14 protein-coding genes and 1 pseudogene are annotated in these 19,642 nt (G+C 45.9%); 5 read left to right on the top strand and 10 right to left on the bottom strand.

The window, feature by feature from the left end; all coding sequences use genetic code 11:
- Entirely contained in the window at nt 1-1,062 is a 1,062-nt protein-coding gene (locus tag EHQ17_RS07865) for an SDR family oxidoreductase (RefSeq protein WP_135591491.1), read from the top strand.
- Between the two features lie 146 nt (nt 1,063-1,208).
- Here EHQ17_RS07865 and EHQ17_RS07860 read toward each other — a convergent pair whose 3' ends face one another.
- The 9 genes from EHQ17_RS07860 to EHQ17_RS20140 form a co-directional block, all read right to left on the bottom strand.
- Nucleotides 1,209-2,273 (bottom strand): SH3 domain-containing protein, encoded by a 1,065-nt coding sequence (locus EHQ17_RS07860; RefSeq protein WP_135591493.1) that lies wholly within the window; start codon nt 2,271-2,273, stop codon nt 1,209-1,211.
- Between the two features lie 86 nt (nt 2,274-2,359).
- Nucleotides 2,360-2,743, bottom strand: a complete 384-nt coding sequence (locus EHQ17_RS07855) for a hypothetical protein (protein ID WP_135591495.1) — start codon at nt 2,741-2,743, stop codon at nt 2,360-2,362.
- 36 nt (nt 2,744-2,779) lie between these two features.
- Nucleotides 2,780-5,899, bottom strand: a complete 3,120-nt coding sequence (locus EHQ17_RS07850) for an efflux RND transporter permease subunit (protein WP_135591496.1) — start codon at nt 5,897-5,899, stop codon at nt 2,780-2,782.
- A 6-nt stretch (nt 5,900-5,905) separates the two neighbouring features.
- Nucleotides 5,906-8,971, bottom strand: coding sequence for an efflux RND transporter permease subunit (locus EHQ17_RS07845; protein WP_135591498.1), 3,066 nt, complete (start codon nt 8,969-8,971; stop codon nt 5,906-5,908).
- A 43-nt stretch (nt 8,972-9,014) separates the two neighbouring features.
- Nucleotides 9,015-10,559 carry an Ig-like domain-containing domain gene (locus EHQ17_RS07840; RefSeq protein WP_246057465.1) on the bottom strand — a complete coding sequence of 515 codons (1,545 nt, stop codon included), beginning with the start codon at nt 10,557-10,559 and terminating at the stop codon, nt 9,015-9,017.
- The gene (locus tag EHQ17_RS07835) at nt 10,556-12,142 is read right to left on the bottom strand and encodes an Ig-like domain-containing domain (RefSeq protein ID WP_135591500.1); all 1,587 of its coding nucleotides are present in this window, start codon (nt 12,140-12,142) and stop codon (nt 10,556-10,558) included. Before EHQ17_RS07835 ends, EHQ17_RS07840 begins: the two co-directional genes overlap by 4 nt.
- Nucleotides 12,139-12,798 carry a tetratricopeptide repeat protein gene (locus EHQ17_RS07830; protein ID WP_135591502.1) on the bottom strand — a complete coding sequence of 220 codons (660 nt, stop codon included), beginning with the start codon at nt 12,796-12,798 and terminating at the stop codon, nt 12,139-12,141. The genes EHQ17_RS07835 and EHQ17_RS07830 overlap by 4 nt, the downstream gene beginning before the upstream one ends.
- Nucleotides 12,788-13,444, bottom strand: a complete 657-nt coding sequence (locus EHQ17_RS20145; RefSeq protein WP_246057463.1) for a hypothetical protein — start codon at nt 13,442-13,444, stop codon at nt 12,788-12,790. The genes EHQ17_RS07830 and EHQ17_RS20145 overlap by 11 nt, the downstream gene beginning before the upstream one ends.
- A complete protein-coding gene (locus EHQ17_RS20140) occupies nt 13,441-13,998 on the bottom strand; it encodes a tetratricopeptide repeat protein (protein WP_246057461.1) in 558 nt (185 codons plus the stop codon). Before EHQ17_RS20140 ends, EHQ17_RS20145 begins: the two co-directional genes overlap by 4 nt.
- Before the next feature lie 240 nt (nt 13,999-14,238).
- On the opposite strand from EHQ17_RS20140, the gene EHQ17_RS07820 reads away from it, so the two are divergent.
- From EHQ17_RS07820 to EHQ17_RS07810, 3 genes are all read left to right on the top strand, one after another.
- On the top strand, nt 14,239-14,853 hold the full coding sequence (locus EHQ17_RS07820) for a lipoprotein (RefSeq protein WP_246057459.1): 615 nt from the start codon (nt 14,239-14,241) through the stop codon (nt 14,851-14,853).
- Nucleotides 14,854-14,998: 145 nt separating this feature from the next.
- The gene (locus EHQ17_RS07815; RefSeq protein ID WP_135591506.1) at nt 14,999-16,312 is read left to right on the top strand and encodes a TolC family protein; all 1,314 of its coding nucleotides are present in this window, start codon (nt 14,999-15,001) and stop codon (nt 16,310-16,312) included.
- A gap of 13 nt (nt 16,313-16,325) precedes the next feature.
- Nucleotides 16,326-17,804, top strand: a complete 1,479-nt coding sequence (locus EHQ17_RS07810) for an efflux RND transporter periplasmic adaptor subunit (protein WP_135591508.1) — start codon at nt 16,326-16,328, stop codon at nt 17,802-17,804.
- On the opposite strand, the gene EHQ17_RS07805 is transcribed toward EHQ17_RS07810, so the two are convergent.
- Nucleotides 17,801-18,208 (bottom strand): hypothetical protein, encoded by a 408-nt coding sequence (locus tag EHQ17_RS07805; RefSeq protein WP_135591510.1) that lies wholly within the window; start codon nt 18,206-18,208, stop codon nt 17,801-17,803. The genes EHQ17_RS07810 and EHQ17_RS07805 overlap by 4 nt on opposite strands.
- Before the next feature lie 740 nt (nt 18,209-18,948).
- Between EHQ17_RS07805 and EHQ17_RS07800 the strand changes: the two are divergent.
- Nucleotides 18,949-19,642 (top strand): annotated as a pseudogene (locus EHQ17_RS07800) (hypothetical protein); the annotation flags it as partial.

Raw genomic sequence — 19,642 nt, 5'->3', positions numbered from 1 at the left:
ATGAAGGAAATCGATCGTTCCAGGCCGGTTCTCGTCACAGGAGGAGCCGGTTATATCGCCTCCTGGGTTGTGAATTATCTTTTGGAGGACGGCGTCTCCGTGAGAACCACGGTTCGAGACAAATCCGACGCGTCCAAACTAGGACATCTTTTGAAATTGGCGGAACGTTTTCCGGGAAAACTGGAGTTTTTCGAGGCGGATCTACTGAAGGAAGGTTCGTTTTCTGATGCGATGAATCGAAACGGCGGCGTGGAACTCGTCATTCATACGGCGTCTCCGTTTTTCATCGACGGGATTAAAAATCCGCAGAAGGAATTGGTCGATCCCGCGTTACAAGGTACGAGAAACGTTTTGAATTCCGTGAATCAAAGTCCTTCCGTCAAACGTGTGGTTTTAACTTCGAGCGTCGCCGCGGTAATGGGAGATAACGCGGATGCCGATGCGGTTCCGAATCGAACGTTTACGGAAGAACATTGGAACACTACGAGCAGCTTAAAACATCAGCCGTATCCGTATTCCAAAACTCTCGCGGAACGGGAAGCGTGGAAAATCGCGGAGGCTCAGACCCGCTGGGATTTATTGACGATCAATCCTTCTTTCGTGATGGGGCCTTCCTTATCGGAAAGGGCGGACGGTACGAGCGTGAATTTTATGCGATCCATGATCAACGGAAAGTTCGCTCCGGGTGTTCCCGATATGACGATCGGTTTCGTGGACGTCCGCGACGTCGCGCGTGCGCACATTCTCGCCGGGTTTACTCCGAAAGCGAAGGGGAGACATATCGTTTCCTCGCAAACGATGAAGTTTTTGGACGTCGCCGAAACGATCCGGAAGAAATACGGAAAACGATTCCCGGTTCCGAAGAGTTCTCTTCCGAAATTTCTAACGTATCTGATCGGGCCATTTTTCGGTCTTTCTTGGGAATATATTTCGCATAACGTGGGAGTTTCGTTCCGACTTGATAACTCCTATAGCAAAAAGGATTTGGGATTGTCGTATCGAAATCCGGAAGATACGTTCTACGAACACATCGAGCAGTTGCTTTCTTCGGGTTTGGTGTGAATCGTTCCGTAAACCCGGCTCTAAAAATTCCTCCGGGTATACGAAACGATACCCGGAACAGGGATGCGGTCGTGATCCGATCCGCCTTCTTTCGGAATCGGTTTCAAACCTCTAATCGCAGAACGCAGACCGATCCGAAGGAGATTTCAACAAGCGTCTCCTCCTGTGAGAAACATCGATTGTAGCTTTCCGTTTTTAAGCCGCATGAATTCGTCGATAAAACCGTCGTATCCGTTGTGGTGGATGATCAGGATCGGTGTTCCGTTTTCGTCCAAATCGAACGCGTCTAGGAAATGATATTGACCTCCGTAGAATGTTTGTTCTCCAATTAGAGTATCAAACTTTTCGAATATTCTTTTTCCGAGAACGTCTCCGTTTAATTCGTACAACGCCGCGTAATACGACTTTTCCTCAACTTCCACTTTAATCGCATAACGGACGAAAACGTATTCCTTATCGGGAGATAAGATTTTGTATAGTTCGCCCCGTTTTAAAAATTTCAGCTCCGCCTGTTTCGGATGTTTTTTTCTGAATACGGCGGTAATCGATTCATCCAATTGTTTGGCCGTTTTTTCCGATGGCGTATAACGTTCGGATCGGACTTTACCTTCGATTTTGGATCCGAAGATTCCGAACGTGGAGGTTTCCAGCGTGTTTATTTTTCCGAAGGCGAAAAGCGAACCCTTTAGAACTCGGACTTCCTGACAACCGGTCGTTTCCTTTTTCTCCGGGTCGAACTCGCCGACGACGTTGGTGCTTTGGTAAACGGTCGCCTTTTGTCTGTTTTGCGTCTTCAGTTTTTCCAAATAATACGCTTCCGCTGAATGATCGTTAGCCGAAAGCCATTCGTTTTTAATCCGAACTGCGAGCGATCTAAACCAGGATCCTTCCGTGCTCGTATAAACGGATCCGAATAGGATCGCGTTATCGAGATCTGCGGGAGGTTTTTTGCTTAGGAATTCCGCGGCGGCGTATCCTTTTGCTCCGGTGCGGGTCGTAATCGCAAGCCATTCCTCGGACTGGGCGTCTTCGTTGATCGAAACGATTTCCCCTTTTTCCAATTGGAATAGGATCTTTCCGTCCTTAGGTTTTTCCCGGACGTTCAACTTGCCTTCTATCGTGACTACGTATCTAGGGGACTTTTTTTCTCCGGCGTTTAACGCGGTAAAGACGAAACAAACGGTAAATAACGAAAGAATTTTCCACTGCATTCCGAAAAGGAGAATCGGGATTCTTACGTTTTCAAGATTTATTTCGCGTCGTATAAAACCGATTTATAATTTATTTCTAATTTTCCCTATCGGGAGATGAGAATAAACCAGAAATAGGAGAAGGCGACGATGACCGAAACGTATCCGAGTATGTAAATCCAAAGCCTATGTCGATAAACGAATTTGAATAAGGCCGTATCGTAGACGGAGGAGGCGTTGCGGAAAATATCCTGTTCGTTTTCGGAATCCTCGGGAAGTTCGTTCTTCCAGGAAGAGACGGTTTTTTCGAAATCCTTTCCGAATGCGCGTTTCGGGATCGGAGTGTCGGAGTGGAAGTTCAACAGGTTGCCCTGGCAGATTCCGCAGTCCTTGAAATGTTTTTTGAGATAAATCGGTATTTTGTTTCCAGAATATAATAATTCCTTTAAATACTCCGGTTCAAAACATTCGTTCTCGCTGGTGTTTTCCATCTTTTTGGCCTTCGTTACGTTAAAATCGGATATCGCTCATCGTTTCTTCTTTTTTTCCGCAAGAGGAACACTTTCGTATTCGTCGAACAGATAAGGAACTACGATCTTAAAAAATGCGGGAAACAGGAAAATCGTTAAAACGGTCGAAATGGACAAACCGGACACTACCGTTACCGCCAGAGGCCTCCAGAGTTGACTCCCTTCTCCCGAATCCAATACGGACGGGAATAAACCCAGCACCGTGGTGATCGTCGTGATTAAGATCGGTCGGATTCGTTCTTGGATTCCGGTCGATAAAAGCTCGTCCAAATCCTTGTATCGAATGTTCGATTTGAATTTTTCCAGAAACGTCTCCGCGATTAGGATCGAGTTGTTTACCGTTATTCCGGCCAACATTACGAATCCTATATATACGGAAATGTTTAAGGACATTCTGAAGACGAATAAAGTGAGTATCACTCCCGCCGCGGAAAAGGGGATCGTTAGGATGATCAAAAAAGGAATCAGGAACGACTCGAACAGAGAAGACAGAATGCAGACGATGATGATGAACGCAAGTACGATCAAGGATATCATCTCCATTCTACTTTCCTTCAGTTTTTTATAATTTCCGGTGACTTCATACTGGTAATTTTCGGGGAAAGAAACCTTTTTTAAGGCGGCTTCAATTTTACTCACCGCGGTGCCCGTGTCTATGTCTCCCAGTTTGGCGGTTAGGCCGTAGGTTTTCCTTTTGTTCTTTCTGTAGATTCTCGATTCCGCTTTTTCCTTACGGACGGAACTTAGTTCGACTAACGGTATTTTGGCGACTTTTTCGGATCTGGAAGAAGGGATAAATACCCCGAACACGGATTCCGGCCCGTCCCGATCCTCGCTTGAAAAACGAACGCGGATGTCTATCTCCCTATCCTTGTCGTAGAATTTGGTTGGTATAGAACCGGTATATGCGGTTTTCATAAAGTTCGCGATTTGATTGGGTAACAATCCGGATTGGGAAGCCTTGATTTTATCAATCGAAAACGTAATCTGATCCTTTCCTTCCTTAAAACGAAGAGCGACCTGTTGTATACCGGAAATTCCCCCGATTTCTTTGGCGCATTCCCTTGCCAGTGACTTAATGGTTTCCGCGTCGTCTCCGATTATCTCGATGTCGATTTCTTTCGAACCTTCGCCGGCGCCAGACTCCGTGTAAAAAACGAAAGCGTTTTGTAACTGATCGGTTTGTTCCTTTAACTCGGTTATTATTTCGTTCGTGGATTTTCCGCCGCGTTCGGACGCCGGTTTGAGTTTGATCATCAGATCAGAATGCCACTTCTCCACTTTCGAAGAGACCTTTTCCACGTAGGGATTTTGGCCGATGACCTTTTCCACGTTTTTCGTGATTACATCCGTCGCATCCAAATGGGTTCCGGTTTCCACCTCGAGAGAGGCGCTGATTTCGCTGGAATCCGTCGGGTCTATATATTCCTGTTTTAGGAAAAACGAAAATCCGAGGCTTACCACGATAACGATCGTGGAATAGAGGATCGTTTTTTTGTAGTTCCTTAGGAGGAGATCCAGCACTTGCGCCAGTTCGAAACGAGGTAAATTAAATTTTTCGTATATTATGAATTCTAGTTTTTCTTTGAAAGCGTATATTCTGCGTTTTGCGGACCGGGGTAGGTCCAAAATTCCGAATCTTTGGTCCTTGGTCAGAATAAATTTAGCCAATGTGGGAAGAAAGGTGAGCGACACGATCAGTGAAGTGATGAGAGATGCGGAGACTGTGATCGCCAATCCTCCGTAAAGATCCCTCAATTCCCGCGAGCTGAAAAATATTGGAAAAAAAACCGCGATGCTGGTTAATACTGACGCGAACAATTCCTTGGATAAACTGGAAGCGGCTTCCAATATCCCTTCCTGTTTGAAGCCGTCCTTTCCGTGAAGAAAAAAAATCCTATCGATTACGACCACGGAACAATCCACGAGCATTCCCACGCCCAGAGCAAGTCCGCAAAGGGAGATAACGTTGATTCCTACGTTGAAAAAATACATCAGACCGAATGTGGAAATGATCGAAAGAGGTATGGATATGGAAACGAGCAAGGTCGCGTATAAATTCCGCAGAAACAGGAACAATACGATGACCGCGATGATTCCGCCCGAAACCGCCGAGTCCACGACTTTTGCGATTGCGGTTTTGATGGTTTGCGATTGGTCGTAGTTTACGCTCTGTTTGATGCCGTCTATGTTGATCAGGTCGAGTTCCTTTCTTAGGTCCTCGCAAAGCGCGAGAGAATTTGCGTCGCCCGCCTTTTGAACGTAAACCGACACGACTTCCTTTCCGGCGTCTCTCGCGATGTCCTCCTTCTCTCGAAAGCCGTCCTGAACCTTTGCGATGTCGGAAAGATAAACGACTTGTTCCGATTTGCCCACAGAGATCGGAACCTTTCCTATCTCGTTGATCTGAAGTAGTTTTCCGATCACCCGTATGTTGATATAATTGTCTCCGACCATCAGGTTGCCGGCGGGAACGTCCACGTTTGCGGTCCTGATTTTGGAAAGCACTTCCTCCAAGCCGACTCCGGTTTGAAGAAGTTTGCCCTTATCGATGTCGATGTTGACTTCGCGTTGGAATCCGCCTCCTACGTGGATTTCGCTGACTCCGTCGATTCGTTCGAATCTTTTTTTATACTTGTTCTCTCCGAATTCGCGTAGCTCCTTCAGTTTGTATTTTTCGGATTCGAGTTTGACGATAAAGATCGGGCGATTCGTCGGATCGTATCTGAGGATGGCGGGTTCTTCCACCTCTCGCGGAAAGTTTCCCCGGATCAGATCGATACGCGACCTCACTTCCAAAGAACGATATGCGATCTTTGTTCCGGGTTTGAATATGACGTTGATTCTGGATTCTCCCTCCTCCGAAGAGGAAAGTATATCCTCGATTCCGCCTACACCCGATATCTGTTCTTCGATCGGTTTGGTGATGATCTCCTCGATCTTACTCGGAGAGATTCCGGGATATCTGGTCAGAATGGTGATCGCCGGAGAATTGGAAGGCGGCATCAAGGATACGGGAAGTCTCGGAATCGCAACCGCTCCGAAGATTCCGATCCCTAAAAAAAGCATAAAAGTCGTTACATGTCTTCTGTATAATATTCTAATTAACGAATCCATGTTTTACTACTTCGCGTTCCGTTTTACCACGGAGAAATAGGCCGCCGGAATTATCACCACCGTAAAAATAGTCGAGGCGGTTAGCCCTCCCAAAACCGCCAATGCCATCGGCTCTTGAGGGGATTCCCCGCCGATCGCCAATGCGGCGGGAAGAAGCCCCAACACCGTCGTCAGCGTTGTGTTTAAGATCGTATCGATCCTTCTGTAAATCGTGGAATATACGATTTCTTCTACACTTTTATGGAGATCGGCCATGGCGAAGAATTCGATCAGAATGATGGCGTTGTTCACCACCAATCCGCTCAACATCACCATGCCCATTCCGGAAACGATGTTCAACGTATTTCCGGATAGTATCAAAAACATCAAAGAACCCGAACCTACCATTACGATGGACACCATCACTATCAACGGAAGAATCAGGTTTTCGAATTGGGAAGCGAGGGTCATATACACGAGGATGAGCGCGAATATTCCCGCCCATGTCAGCGCCTCGAAGGACTTGTTCGTTTCTTTCGCCATCTCTCCGGGTAGTACGGATATGTCCTTGTCCTTTTCGAACTTGGTTATGATCTCAGAAATTTTACGCTCCAATACCTCCGCGGATTCCTTAGGAACGGCGGACACGATGGCGATTCGTTTCCCTTCCAGACGCATGATCTTTCGCAAGGACCTTGCGGGAGATACGTCCGCGACCGCGTCCAAAAAAATATTCTTTCCGGTGGGCAATCGTATCGGTATTCCCTGAAGGGAATCGAATCCTATTCGATCGGTGGATCGAAAACGAACGAGCACGTCGTATTCGAAATCGTTCTCGCGAAAGCGGGTCGCGATATCTCCCTTGATCGAGGTTTTCAGAGTCGTGGCGATGTCCTCCACAGTTAATCCGAAGTAAGCCATCTTCTCCCGATCCAAAACGACCTTAAGCTGCGGCGTTTCCTCCCTTGCCGTGGAAGTTACCGAGATCGCTTCGTTGGTGGATGCCAGTTCGTTTTCGACTTCGCTCGCGATCTTTCTGATCAAGTTCAAATCCTGACCGGATATCTCCACGGAGACACCTCCGCCTCCGGAGCCGAAAATTCCTCCCAATACGCTGCTGGCCATTCTTGTGGCGATTTTGGAGCCGTAATTTTTTTCTATCTCGGAAAGTATTTTAGAAAAATCTAATAGAAAATCCTCGGCCTTTCGTTTATCCGCGAGTTTGACGAAAACGGTGGCGCGGTTGAGTCCGAAATCGCCTTTCGGATTGAGGATGATGTCCTTTTCCTCGTATCCGACCCTGGAAAATGCGGTGTCCACGGTTTTGTCTTCGCTGAGTTTTTTGGTGATGTCGTTTACGATTCTTCTGGTGAAGTCGAGGTTCGATCCTTCGGGTGCTACTACGTCTATGTAAAATTCTCCCTGATCGATTTCGGTTAACATTTCTTTGGGAACAGCGAGAAAAAATACGAACGCGGCGAAGACCGACGCCAATCCTACGTAAACGGCGAACGTCCTTCTTTTAATGAAAAAAACGGCGACCGAAGAAAAGGCGCTTCTTACTTGTGTAAGGATTTTTTCCCGCGGTATTTCTATAAAATCGGGGAATTTTCCGAGACCGGTGGAGAAAAATTTATACTGCGCGAGTACGGGCACCAAGGTCGCGGAAGTAAACAACGACGAAATCAAGGAGAAGGAGATCGTCAATGCGAACTCTCCGAAAATTTCGGCCGCGATCCCTTCCACGAATATGATCGGTAAAAAAACCACGACGCTCGTGATCGTGGATCCCAGGATCGATCCGAAAACTTCCTTGGTTCCTTCTATACTCGCAAGGATAGGATCGGAGATACGTTTCTTTTTTTCGGAGATCGCCTCGAGGACCACCGTCGCGGAGTCCACCACCATTCCGACTCCGATGGCCAATCCCCCGAGAGACATCGTGTTGATCGTTAAACCGAACCCGAACATCATCAAAAAGGTCGCCATTACCGATATCGGCACTGCGCTGATCACCACGATCGGTTCCTTGAGATTTCCTAAAAAGAAACTAAGGACCATATAACAAATTACGACGGCCAAAATTCCCGCCCAAGCGACGGACGCGATCGAATCCTCGATCAGGATGGATTGATCCGAGATGATCTGGAATTGAAGTTTGTCTCCGAATTTCTCGTTCAGCTGTGCGATCAAATCACGTAGATCGGAGGCTACGGAAACCGTGTTTTTTCCTGATTCCTTTTTCAGAATCATGGAGATACATTCTTCGTCCATAAGACCGCTCACGCTGGTACGTTCCTTATACGTATCCTTGATTTCGCCTACGGTCCCCAGATAAATCGGAACTCCGCCTTTCGTCACTCCCACGACCGTGTCTTCGATCGCGGAAACGGACGGAAACAATCCGTCTGTTCGGACGAGAATTTCCTTGTCTCCTTCGCGGACGTTGCCCGCAGGAAATCCGAAATTGCTGGAATCGATCTGGTTTACTAAATCTTGAATTTTTAAATTATGAGCTTCTAATCTACCTTTGTCTACGTTGACTTGGATCTGTCGTTCGTATCCTCCGGAGAGGGAAATGGCGGCGACTCCGTCCACACGCTCAAAATACGGGATTACGTTTTTGCGTAGAAAAAGACGCACTTCTTTGAGGTCGATTCCCACCGCTTTGACCGCGATCTGCATGATGGGAGCGCTGTTCGGATCAAAACGTATGACGATGGATTTTTTTACGTCCTGGGGAAGCGAACCTTTGACTAAGTCCAATTTTTCCCTGACTTGAATGAGCGCCTGATCGATTTCCGTTCCCCAGCGGAACCGTACGGTTACGATCGAAATTCCTTCTATGGATTCGGAGAGGATTCGATCCACTCCGCCCACGGAAGAAAGGATTTCTTCGATCGGTTTCGTTACGAGGGATTCGATCTCGGCGGGGGCGACGTTGCTATAAACGGTTACGATCGTAAGCGAAGGAAAACTCACGTCCGGAAGAAGTTCCATCTTCAGTTTCGTGAGCCCGACATATCCGAACAAAATGAGTAAGAAGAAGATAACCAGAGTGGTTACCTTTCTTCTTAGAAAAAATTCGATCACCTACGGAATCTCGCCTTATATTAAGAAATTATTATGGACCGATTTACGGAACCGCTTGGAAACGGACGGAATAATCGTTCTGCATATAATTGTTGTACGTATCCTTGACTCCGTCGGTCCCGCCCTTTACGGTAAAGATATACGTGTTCGGACTTTCGGTTAAGTTGAAGATCGAGGTTTTGTATATGTTGGCGGCGCCTCCGATCTGAGGAAGCAGGAGGTACGGACTTCCCGAGTTGGGTCCGAAATCGAAATTCACGGAGAATTGGACGGACATCAGAACCAAATTCAAATCCGTATCCAAACAGGAAGTACTCGAAGCCCCTCTACAGAATACGACGTGGAAGGCTTTCGTTCCTGCCGAATTATAGTTGTAGGTCGGACCGACTCCGCCGTCGTGAGTGATCGTACTGATGATTCCGTCCTGAAGTCGTAAGGTCAAAGCGGTATTCAGATAGATGCCCCTTACGAACAGAAATTGACTTCTGGGACCGTTTACGTTCGCGTTATAGGTGTACGTTTTTACGAGGCTGTTTCCTTGTGTGTCTTTGATCGAATTCGTAACCTGTATCTGATAGGTTTGGTTGGCCGCCAGATTGGAATTGGGTTGGATGATAAAACTTCTATTCGTTCCGCCGGAATTTTCCGTGATCGTAAACGGAGCCGAAGGGTTGAACGTGATCCCGGTCAACAAAGTGGACGGTTGTATCGGTTCGGAAAAATCGACCACAAACTGATCCGTCTTTTCGAAATTGTCCACAGGAATGAATTCGTTTAACAAAAAGTCGGTGACCGTGGTGGATCGTATCCCGATGAGAGCCGGTTGAACGAAATCGTCGCCTACGGTGAATCCGATTCGATACGTCTGCAGCAGAGCGTTGCCGATGCTGTCTTTGATCGAATTCGGAACAGTAACGCTGTAGGTGGTTCCGAACGTTAACGGTTGAACGGGAACGAATTCGAACGTGGTACGGTCCGGAGAAACGATCGTAGCCGGTAAGTTAAACGGTATGGAAGGATTGGTGGTCACTTCGGTCAACACCAGATTTACGTTCATCGGTTTGGAGAAGCGCAGTGTGATACGGGAATTGGTCTGGACTCCGATGGCTCCGTTGGAAGGAAAACTTCCCAACAGAGTCGGTTCGATGGTATCCGCGTTGTAATTAAAACGAAGGATAAAATCCTCCGTTAAGTTTTTTCCGATAGCGTCCTCCGCTTGCGACTTGGAGACGGTGAGGGTGTAGATTCCGGGTTCGGCCAGGGCCACGGAGGGTTGAAAATACAACGTGGAACCGATCCAGGAATAACTTCCCGAAATGGAAGCCTGAGAACTTCGCAACGATACGGCAGATTCGGTGAACGTTTTGTTCATATCCCTGGAAAAAGAAATGGATATGGCGGCTCTCGGATCCGTAATCGTCTGTTCGTTGAGAGGCCAGCTTCCCGTAACTTTAGGAGGTTCGCTTTCTCCGCCTAACACGGCTACGCCGGGAAGAAAACTCAAAGGACCTTTTCCGTTTTCCAGCATTTGGCTGCAGTCCGCAAAAAGGGAGGGAATGAGAAGGAAGGCGAGGATTATCTTTTTCATAGTCTTTCGAAGAGGAAAATCAGATCATTGGGCATATAGTTGTCGTTCGTATCCCTGATTCCGCTCGCTCCTCCTTTGAGTCGTAACTTGTATTGAGTTCCGGTTTGGACGTTTTTGATTCCCACTTCGAAGTAACCTGCCGTGTTGCAGGTCGCTCCGCAGTTGTAGTTTTTATAAAAGATATTCGGCGATCCAGTGCTCGGGCCTCCCGAAAAATAGGAAACCGCAACCTGATCGTAAATGTCGTTGTCGCCGGAAGTTTGTAACGGGACGTTGCCCGCCGTGCTGAAATTGAATCGGAACGTATAATCTTTGAGAGCGCAAGAGGTGGAAACGATCGATATCTTATAAACCCGCGTCGGGTCCAAGGGAACCGCGGGAGCGTTCGCGTTTCCGTCGGCTGCGTCCGCACAAAGTGCCGTTACGGAATTATTGACGATGCCGGTTACGCCGACGGGCATACTATCCTGAACGTTATCGATTTTAAAATCGATGATGAACGAATTTTCCAGAGGCATATTCCCCGTATCTGTGGCAGAAGAGTTGATGTTCAACCGGTATGTGGCGCCTTGCGTCATTTTATCCGTAGGAGTAAAACGAAGAATCGTGGTCGAACCCCAAGTAAATTGTCCCGGGATGGACGGCGTGAATTGGATCGCGTTTTGGGTTTTGGTCTGATCCATAGGTTTAGAGAACGTGAATTGAAGCGAACTCGTTTTGGAAACTCCGGTCATCAGAGGATTGGTCGCGGGAACCGGTAAAAGCACGGGCCACGCCGGAATCGGAGCCGTGCTGTTGATCCATTGTATATCCTGAATATAAGGATTTAATGATGCAACTCCCGTATAAAACAGGATGGAATAATCCCTGTCCAAGGCGTTCCCCACGGAATTGGTCGCGGATCTCAGGATTTTGAGCGTATACGTCGTGGACGGATCGAGGTTTTTGGTAAGAGCCAAGGTCAATCGAGTGGAATCGGCGTTCCATTGTTTGACGAAAATCGCCGGGCCTCCCGTCACGGAAACCGCGTCCGCGGTTTTAATCCTGTCCATAGGTTCCGAAAATTGAATGTAAGGATTGGAATCCACCGCGAAACCGTAGACGATCTGATTGGCTACGGGCGGATTGGAATCGGCCACAAAGGGCTGCGGTCCGAAACCGGTTGTGTAAAAGACGGAAAGAAAATTCTCCGACATAAAGTTTCCGCGGAGATCCTTTACGACGTTGCGATTGAGGCGGATTTCGTATCTTTTCCCGGAGGTGAACGAGGTTTTCGGAACGATTTTAAGTAGGATATCCGATGTCCAGATATAACGAACCGAACTGTCTCCGGCCACGGCTCCGAGAGTGATTCCGGTTTCCACGGAGTTTTTGTCCATGGGTTGGGAGAATAGAATCGAAACTTCCCCGTTGACGGACACGTTTTGTTCGTTCGTGCCGGGCGTGATCAGTAGCACGGTAGGAGGTTCGAATTCTCCGCCGTTTGCCAACCCGAGGTATTTAAGTTTGTCGCCTAAATCCCCTAAGTCGGCGTTACAATAAGAACATAAAAATATTATAAAATATTGAACTACCTTTTTCATTCCGCTTTTTCGAAGAGGAGACTTTTTTCCAAAGCCGCTTTTTCGGGTAACCCGGCCACCTCATACAATTTTCCGAGATCGCGATGGATCTTATCGAATCCGATCTTGATCATTTTGGCCCGGTTGTACTCGATCAAAGCCTCCTTCAACATTCCCTCTTTTTCATATATTTTTCCCAAATAATAGTGCGCGTCGAAAAAGGATTCCTCCGTTTCCAGGATGAATTCGAGCTCCTTTTTGGCTTCTTCCAATTTTCCTTCCTGCAACATATGAATCCTCGCCAACCAAAAGCGTATGGTCGAGTTTCCGGGAAACTGGGATAATCCTTTTTGAAACGTTTCCTCCGATTCCTTAAGATGGCCGAGGAAAAAATGACTTTTACCAAGCATGATATATCCCGGTAAAAAGTCCTTATCTTCTTCCGTCACTTGTTGGAAAAGATCCACGGCTTTTTCCAAGTTACGAGATACGTATTCTTTTTTTCCTTTCTGGAAGGTTTCTAAAACGACTTGTTCATCCTGTTTGCAGAATAGGATCGAAGAAAGTAGGATCGAAAAACAAATCGGCAAAAAGAAACGCCGTGTGTTTTTAAATTCGTTCTTTCTATATGTCGTCGTTTTAGTTTGGTTCGTAATTCTTACGGGATTACTTTTCATACAACTCTTCGGTAAACACTTCCTTTTGAACGATCCGCACCTTGTTGTTCTGTCTCATTTTTCCGATGATGATTTTCTTTTTTTCCTGCGCGAGGGAGATCCTTTCCTTGACTTTCAAAAGGATGGCGGTGTTTTTTAGTTTCTTTTTGATTTCCGCAGGATTTTTTTCCTTCATCAATTCCTTGTTTTGCGAATAGAACTTATCGATCAATTCGTCGGAAACTTCCACCTCGCTCGAATTTTCGGCTACGTCGAATTCTCCCGATTCCTTGGATAAATAATAGGATATGACCGCCTTTCGAACAAAGGGCCAGAGGTATTTCTGCGCTTCCGCCGAGTTGAGATCGGTCTTTGCGATCGCTTCGTTTAACAAAATGCTTTCTTCGATATATCTCTGCAGTTCCGCTTCTATTTCTTCGGGCGTGACCGGTTCGAATTTGCCGGCGATATGTTTTCTTTCGAAGAAGAATTCCTTACGGAAATTTTTCGCAGAGAACTCCGCTTCGTTCAGATAAAACAAAGCCGGCGTTCCCTTTCTATCTCCGGTTCTTGAAGAAGCGAATTTTTCCAGATCGATGGAGCCGCCGCAGGAGATTAGGAATAACTGGAAGAATAACGGGAATAAGGCCCAATTCGTATGTTTCAAACGCCTAACTCCTTGATTTTGGCATATGCGTCCTTGATCTGCTGGCCGAATTGAGGAGGCGCTTCCTTTATAAAGGTTTCGTAATTCTTTTTCGCTTCGGCTTTTTTGTTCAGTCGAGTATTGACGATTCCTAAGTTGAAATGGATTTCCGGCATCGTTCCGGGAATGGAAGCCGCCTTTTCGTAGTAACGCAATGCGTCCGCGTTTTTCTGCAGATTTTGATAAGCGACACCGAGATTGAAGTATCCCCTTTGAAAATTGGGATCGATTTCCACCGCTTTCGAAAAATAAACGATCGCTTGTTCGAATCGATTTCTCGGAATTAGCGTGACTCCGACGTTGTTTGCGTAGTTCGGTTCTTTGGGATTTAAACGATGAGCTTCCTTAAAGTATTCCTCCGCTTTCTCGTAATCTCCTAATTGTAAGGCTCCGATTCCATACGCGTTTTGTTTCTCTGCATCATTCAAGAGTTCGTTCTCCTTACGCTTGGAACAATCACTAAGAATCAAAATAGACAATAAGAGCAGGCATAACTTGGCTATGTTTCTTTTCATCTTTCGTTTCTTATATCCTTCTTGTTAAAACAGAAAGCCAATTTAGTCGGAAAAAAGTCAATCTTTTAGACCTTGAAATAACATTTTATTCGTATTAATTTCTCTTTGTTGATTTTTCAGGATACATTTGAAGCATTGAACTTAATAACGCGCTCAATAATAGTTTTTTCATCTCCGAAAATACAAATATCGCTAAGAGAAATTATGTTAAATATTCGTTTTCGATTACTTTCAAGGTTTATGTTTCCCGCGCTTTTTTACGCGCTTTTTATAAACGGATGTACGCAGTCGATGCGCTTGTATCACGACTTAACGTATACCATAACTTTATCGGAAGTGGACTCGTCGGCGCTCGTAAGCGGAAGTCAATTCGGTATCGTTCGATTCCTTTCTAAGGCTTCCAATCAACCGGACATAATATCCTCCGTGTTTTCCGATAATCTTCTTTTCTTTCTTCATAAAAACGGTTTAAAGGGAACGATTTTAAACGCCGACCTTTCGACGAAAGCTCCCGATATGCAGGCGGGAGCGAATGCGAACGCTTCCATCGTTTCCGTTTCCCAAAAACAGAACACTTCGTATCTTTTGAGTGCGGAGCAGGTAAAAGAAATTTCCGCGCTTACTAACGCCGATTACGTGATCACAGGTTTTGTACACGAAACAAAAGCGGGAAATTTTTTGGATCCTGTCCAGAGTTCGGGGATTATCGTATATGTATATAGTAAGAACGGATCGCAAGTGGTTCAGATGCAATTCATCGGGAACTCGCCTTTGGAGTTATACGACAACAGCTCCGAAGTGGCCCGCGTGTTTGCGAACAAGATTTCCGATTTAGTTCGAAATAAAAAAAGATAAACGAGTGTTTTATCCGAGTTCGAGGGAGTGATTGGTCGAGGTGGCGAGCCGTTTTCCAGGAAATCTATTTTTTAAAAAGCCGTTCACAATAAGCGCCTGGTTCGTTTTATTTTTTTTCGGTAGTTCCCTGAACGCCAGGGAGAAGATGATTTTAGACATAGTCGCCGCGGAGAAATTGGGCATCGAAAACAGCCCGGAAATCCGTCTCATCAGTTCGCAACAACAGATCAAACGTCTGCTTCTCAATGAAAACTGGAGAGCCTATTTTCCGACCGCGACTGTTCGTTGGGATCGTTCGCAGAACGTGGTGACCAACGCCGACGACAGCCGCAATCAACGTTTGAGTTTGAACATCGATCAGGTGATCTTCGACGGAGGAAGGCGTTCGCTGGCGTTGGACGCGGCGATGAGCGATCTCGCTTTGGCGAAATACGATCTTCGCCTTGCTTTGAACGAACTTCGGTTTAAAATCAGATCCAAATTCTACGAAATTCTCAGCCGTAAATCCGCGATCGAAGTTTACGATCGTTCCATACAAAGACAAAAACAACAGCTGGAATTGGGTAAACGAGAATTGGAACTCGGAGAAAGCACCGTGATCCGGATTCTCGAAGTGGAAAACCGTCTGAACGAAATCAAAATCCAATACGAGAACGCGAGGATCGAATACAACAATCTTCTCGAGGATTTTAAGATTCTTCTTCGTCTTCAAGCCAACAGCGAATTGGAATTGAAAGGCGATCTTTTGAATTCCGTTAAATACAATTTCGTGGAACTTCAGGAGATGAATCTCATCTCGCTCGCAAGAAAATATAGGGTCGATTTCGATCGTGCGAAGGCCAAGGAACTTCAGACCGAATCGCAGCACCGTTATGCGAAATCGTTTTATATTCCCACGGTGTCTTTGGGAGGTTTTTACGGTTATTCGGGGGCGGAATATCCTCCGAGACAACCGGAATGGGGTTTGAACTTTCGGATCTCCATGTTGTTGGGGCCCAATCAAGTCACCGATTCATCCAACTTCGTTTCCAGAAGGGACGACACGGACCGATCGCTTTCCTCCTCCACAACCGTTTCGATCTACGATCAATTGTCCTATAAAAGGCAGATCGTTTCGACGGGGATAGACGCGTATCAGGCCAAAATCGCGAGTAAACAGTTGGGCGACATCATCGAAACGGAGATTCGTAAATCGCTCCGTGGTCTGAACATCAGCTGGCAAGCCATGAAACAAGCGGATGAGAATATCGTAATATTCGAAAAAAGACTTCAAATCCAGGAATTGCAGGTGAAACTCGGCGAAGCGACTCGCCCCCAACTGGCGGAGACGGAGATCCGCTTTCTGGAGGCGAAAAACGCGCAGATCGGCGCCCGTTTGAAGTATTTAAACGCAATTGCTCAGATGGAATTGTCCACGGGTTTGAATCTGGACGATCTGCATTTATTCGAATTACAATAAGAGGAAAACTAAAATGGAAAACGGATTTCGACTTAAGTATGTATGGATTCTTCTTTTTGTATTCTTCGTTTCGGATTGTAAAAAAGGCGCGAAGAAGGACGAGACCCCCGCTTTGGAGGATCGGATCAAACTCGCCAAGATAGAGTTGAGCGAATCCAGTTCCGGTTTGAAGGTTTTGGGTTCGGTTTCCTTTTTCAAAAAGGCCGAAGTCACCTCCAAAATTTTAGGGAGAATCAAACAATACTTTAAGGAAGAAGGGGACAACGTCGCCTCGGGAGAAGTGCTCGCGCAGATGGAAACCCTGAATCTGGAAATCCAGTTGTCCAAGGATAAAGCGAGCGTCGAGGTGCAAACCCGTCAGAGAGATCTCGCTTCCGCTAAACTTTTCATCGCGAAACAAAGGGTCGAACGAGAACTTGCCAATATCGAAAAAGCGGAGGCCGACGTTCGGGATTCGAGAGAAATCCGAAATAACCTTTTACGAAGCGCGGAAAACAAGAAAAAATTGAACGAGGCCGGAGCGGTTTCAGAGACGGAGTTGAAATCGGTGGAAACGTCCTTGAATTCCGCGAACATATCCTTGTTTAAGGCGGAGAAAAATCTTGCGAGTCTTCAACTTGGATACAGACCGGAAGATTTAAAAAAAGCTAATATTCCTATGCCTAAAACTAAAGCGGGTCTGAAGGACGCGTATATCAAACTCAATACGATGATCGAAAGTGCGGAGTTCGATATGTCCGAAGCCAATCTTAAGTCCACGCTTAAGAATATGGAATCCACGGAACTTCTTTTGAAGGAAGCCAAAATCCGTAGTCCTTTGACCGGGACCGTTGCTTCCAGGATTAAAGAACAGGGTGAAGCTGTTAAAGAAGGGGAAGCGCTTTATATCGTCGTAGACACGTCGAAGGTGATTTTAAAATTCAACGTAAGCGAATCGGAACTTTGGCGTCTAAAAAAAGATCAGAAGGTGAACTTCATCATAGACGCTTATCCCGGACAGGAATTCGAGGGAAAAGTTTATATCATCAGCCCGATCGTGGATCCGCAAAGTAGAACGGTGGAAGTGAAGGTTCTCGCACAAAACGATAAAAAACTCCTCAAACCGGGTATGTTTACGCGTGGACATATTCTTCAGGAAGACGTGAAAAAGTTGTCGTTTCAGATTCCGATCAAGGCCCTGATCAAAGGCAAGGAAGGAAAAAAAGCCACCGTTTTTACCGCGAATGACGAAGGACGTTTGTTCGGTACCGAAGTGGAAATCATCAAAGAAGAAGGCGATTTTGCGGAAGTGGTCGGGAATCTCGAAGTGGGACGTTATGTTGCCGTTTCCGAATTGAACGAATTAAAAGACGGCCAGCGGGTCAAACTTCCTAAGCCGGCGGAAAATAGTGCGGCGCCCGCCGCTCCTATTTCGCCTAACGTCGATCCGGGAACGAACGCGGGCGGCGGAAACGATTCGGGAAGTTCCGAAGCGGATAAAAAGAAAAATTAATTACAATTTACTAATATAGTGAGGACGTCGGTTCTCGCTATGCTGCCCACTCCGTTGGGAATCGAACAGAATTTATTGACCGGTTGTTGTAGGACTGTGACCGAATACGAGTCCCCGTCCTTGTATGTCTGCGCGAATTTGAATACGCCGTTGATGTTGATCGTCAATACATCCGTGTTGTTGTTTCGAAGTATGAGATTGTTGGATAATCCCAAGCCCGTGACGGTTCCCCCTACGAAAAAAGAATCGTTATTTCCGTTTTGATTTTGTTGCGAGCTACTTGAGGTGGCTAAAGAGAACAATCTGGATTGGAAGTCTTTTTCCCTTTGGTCTTCGGACGGTTTGCAGTCGAATAAAACGGCAACGCAGAGTAAGAAAGAGGCTATCGTTAACTTTAGATTCATCCTAGTTGGTATCGAGTTTTTTGAAAACTGCGGACTTCCCTTTTTTCATTTTATCATGCGAAGTGAGATTTTTCTTTTCGATTTTGTTCGGGTTCGGGGTTCTTTAAATTTACTTTTTCATTTGGATTCTTGATTTTGTCACGCTCGGTTTTGTGGGATCTCCCTCGATTTTTGTTATTTCTCGGGTTGTTTTTGGGGCGGGAGCGGGTTGAACGGAAAAAAGGGATTTTGAAAAGTCTTGCCGGTTGTTTGGAGGCTTTTTTCCGAGGAATGTGTGAGTTCCCACACCAGTTGTAGTAACAAAGTATTGAGTTGGATTCCGTGATCGATTGAATGGAGTTCGCCAGCCAAAGGGCAAACCGTGCTGGAAAAGAAAACGTTAACTTTGTTTCCCTTTGTCCGGTACGTATGACTTCCGTATCGGTATTTTTAGAAAAGAATTTCTGTTTGGACCGTCAGGCCAGATTGTCTGGAAATAGTATGGTTGTAGGATCTCCTATGTAACTTCTTTGAAGAATTTTTTTGTTCCGAATTCAGTGAAGTTTCTTCCGATATTTTTATATTTGAATCTCTTTGAACATCAACTTCGTGTGAGTTCCCACGTTTTTTAAACTCTTTTAAAAATCGCATATATCGAAATATAATAAGCCATGTTCTTTTGATGAATTCGTGGCTTCTTTCTGCTCACATTTGTTGACTTGTGGACTTCGTATTTTTTAGCATTCCAACCGAGGGGCGGTTTGGTCATTTTTTTGCAAAATTTGAAACAAGGAAGAATGCCGGTCGGTTTAGGCTTTCGTCTCATTTTGGCATTTCTTTGTACGATTTCTTTTTCTTGGAATCAAATCGAAGAGAAGAAAAAAAACGGTTATATCCCCATGGAAAAAGCGGAGTTCGAATATGAATGGGAGGCGGCGTTTCCCGTTTCAGTAGAAGGGGAATCGATTCCGTCGTTGACCAATCCAAATTCTATTTCTAAGTCGATCTCTTTGGACAAGAACGTGTCTGCGTTCGAAGTTTTGGAAAGAACGGATTCAGTTTTCGAATACGTTTTCGAAAATGACAGACTCACGTTGCAATTTGAAACCTTTCTCAATACGATTTGTGATAGATCCGCTTTTTTCGCAAAGTTTCAATCCTTCTCAAAGTCTCGTTCCGAATCGGAATTGGATTCTTGGGGACATGACGCGAAGGAAAAAGGGCTCGGAGTGGACGATATTCTTGTCGTAGCTTGGTCGCCCAATATTTCGGAAACGTCGGAATTTAAACCGGATTTCTCGATCAATCGCAAAACATATTCCATTTTTGTTATATATTGGAATCGCTCTTTTTTTGACGGAATACCGTTTTCATTGCAGAGAGCCTTAATTCCCGGTAAACTTTCGCGATATTTTGCTTTGTTGTTTCATTTTCCTCCTCATTTCAATTTAGGAC

This window comes from Leptospira gomenensis, assembly GCF_004770155.1.
GTDB classification, from domain to species: Bacteria; Spirochaetota; Leptospiria; order Leptospirales; family Leptospiraceae; genus Leptospira; species Leptospira gomenensis.
The sequence above is the reverse complement of the archived record's forward strand: the minus strand, read 5'-3'. Positions and strand labels throughout refer to the sequence as shown.

What these genes read in the sequence shown, in the direction of transcription:
- EHQ17_RS07855 (WP_135591495.1), bottom strand. Translation starts at nt 2,743, where the DNA reads ATGGAAAACACCAGCGAGAACGAATGTTTTGAACCGGAGTATTTAAAG.
- EHQ17_RS07815 (WP_135591506.1), top strand. Translation starts at nt 14,999, where the DNA reads ATGATTTTAGACATAGTCGCCGCGGAGAAATTGGGCATCGAAAACAGC.
- EHQ17_RS07810 (WP_135591508.1), top strand. Translation starts at nt 16,326, where the DNA reads ATGGAAAACGGATTTCGACTTAAGTATGTATGGATTCTTCTTTTTGTA.
- EHQ17_RS20140 (WP_246057461.1), bottom strand. Translation starts at nt 13,998, where the DNA reads ATGAAAAGAAACATAGCCAAGTTATGCCTGCTCTTATTGTCTATTTTG.
- EHQ17_RS07835 (WP_135591500.1), bottom strand. Translation starts at nt 12,142, where the DNA reads ATGAAAAAGGTAGTTCAATATTTTATAATATTTTTATGTTCTTATTGT.
- EHQ17_RS07820 (WP_246057459.1), top strand. Translation starts at nt 14,239, where the DNA reads ATGTTTCCCGCGCTTTTTTACGCGCTTTTTATAAACGGATGTACGCAG.
- EHQ17_RS07865 (WP_135591491.1), top strand. Translation starts at nt 1, where the DNA reads ATGAAGGAAATCGATCGTTCCAGGCCGGTTCTCGTCACAGGAGGAGCC.
- EHQ17_RS07860 (WP_135591493.1), bottom strand. Translation starts at nt 2,273, where the DNA reads ATGCAGTGGAAAATTCTTTCGTTATTTACCGTTTGTTTCGTCTTTACC.
- EHQ17_RS07850 (WP_135591496.1), bottom strand. Translation starts at nt 5,899, where the DNA reads ATGGATTCGTTAATTAGAATATTATACAGAAGACATGTAACGACTTTT.
- EHQ17_RS07830 (WP_135591502.1), bottom strand. Translation starts at nt 12,798, where the DNA reads ATGAAAAGTAATCCCGTAAGAATTACGAACCAAACTAAAACGACGACA.
- EHQ17_RS07805 (WP_135591510.1), bottom strand. Translation starts at nt 18,208, where the DNA reads ATGAATCTAAAGTTAACGATAGCCTCTTTCTTACTCTGCGTTGCCGTT.
- EHQ17_RS07840 (WP_246057465.1), bottom strand. Translation starts at nt 10,559, where the DNA reads ATGAAAAAGATAATCCTCGCCTTCCTTCTCATTCCCTCCCTTTTTGCG.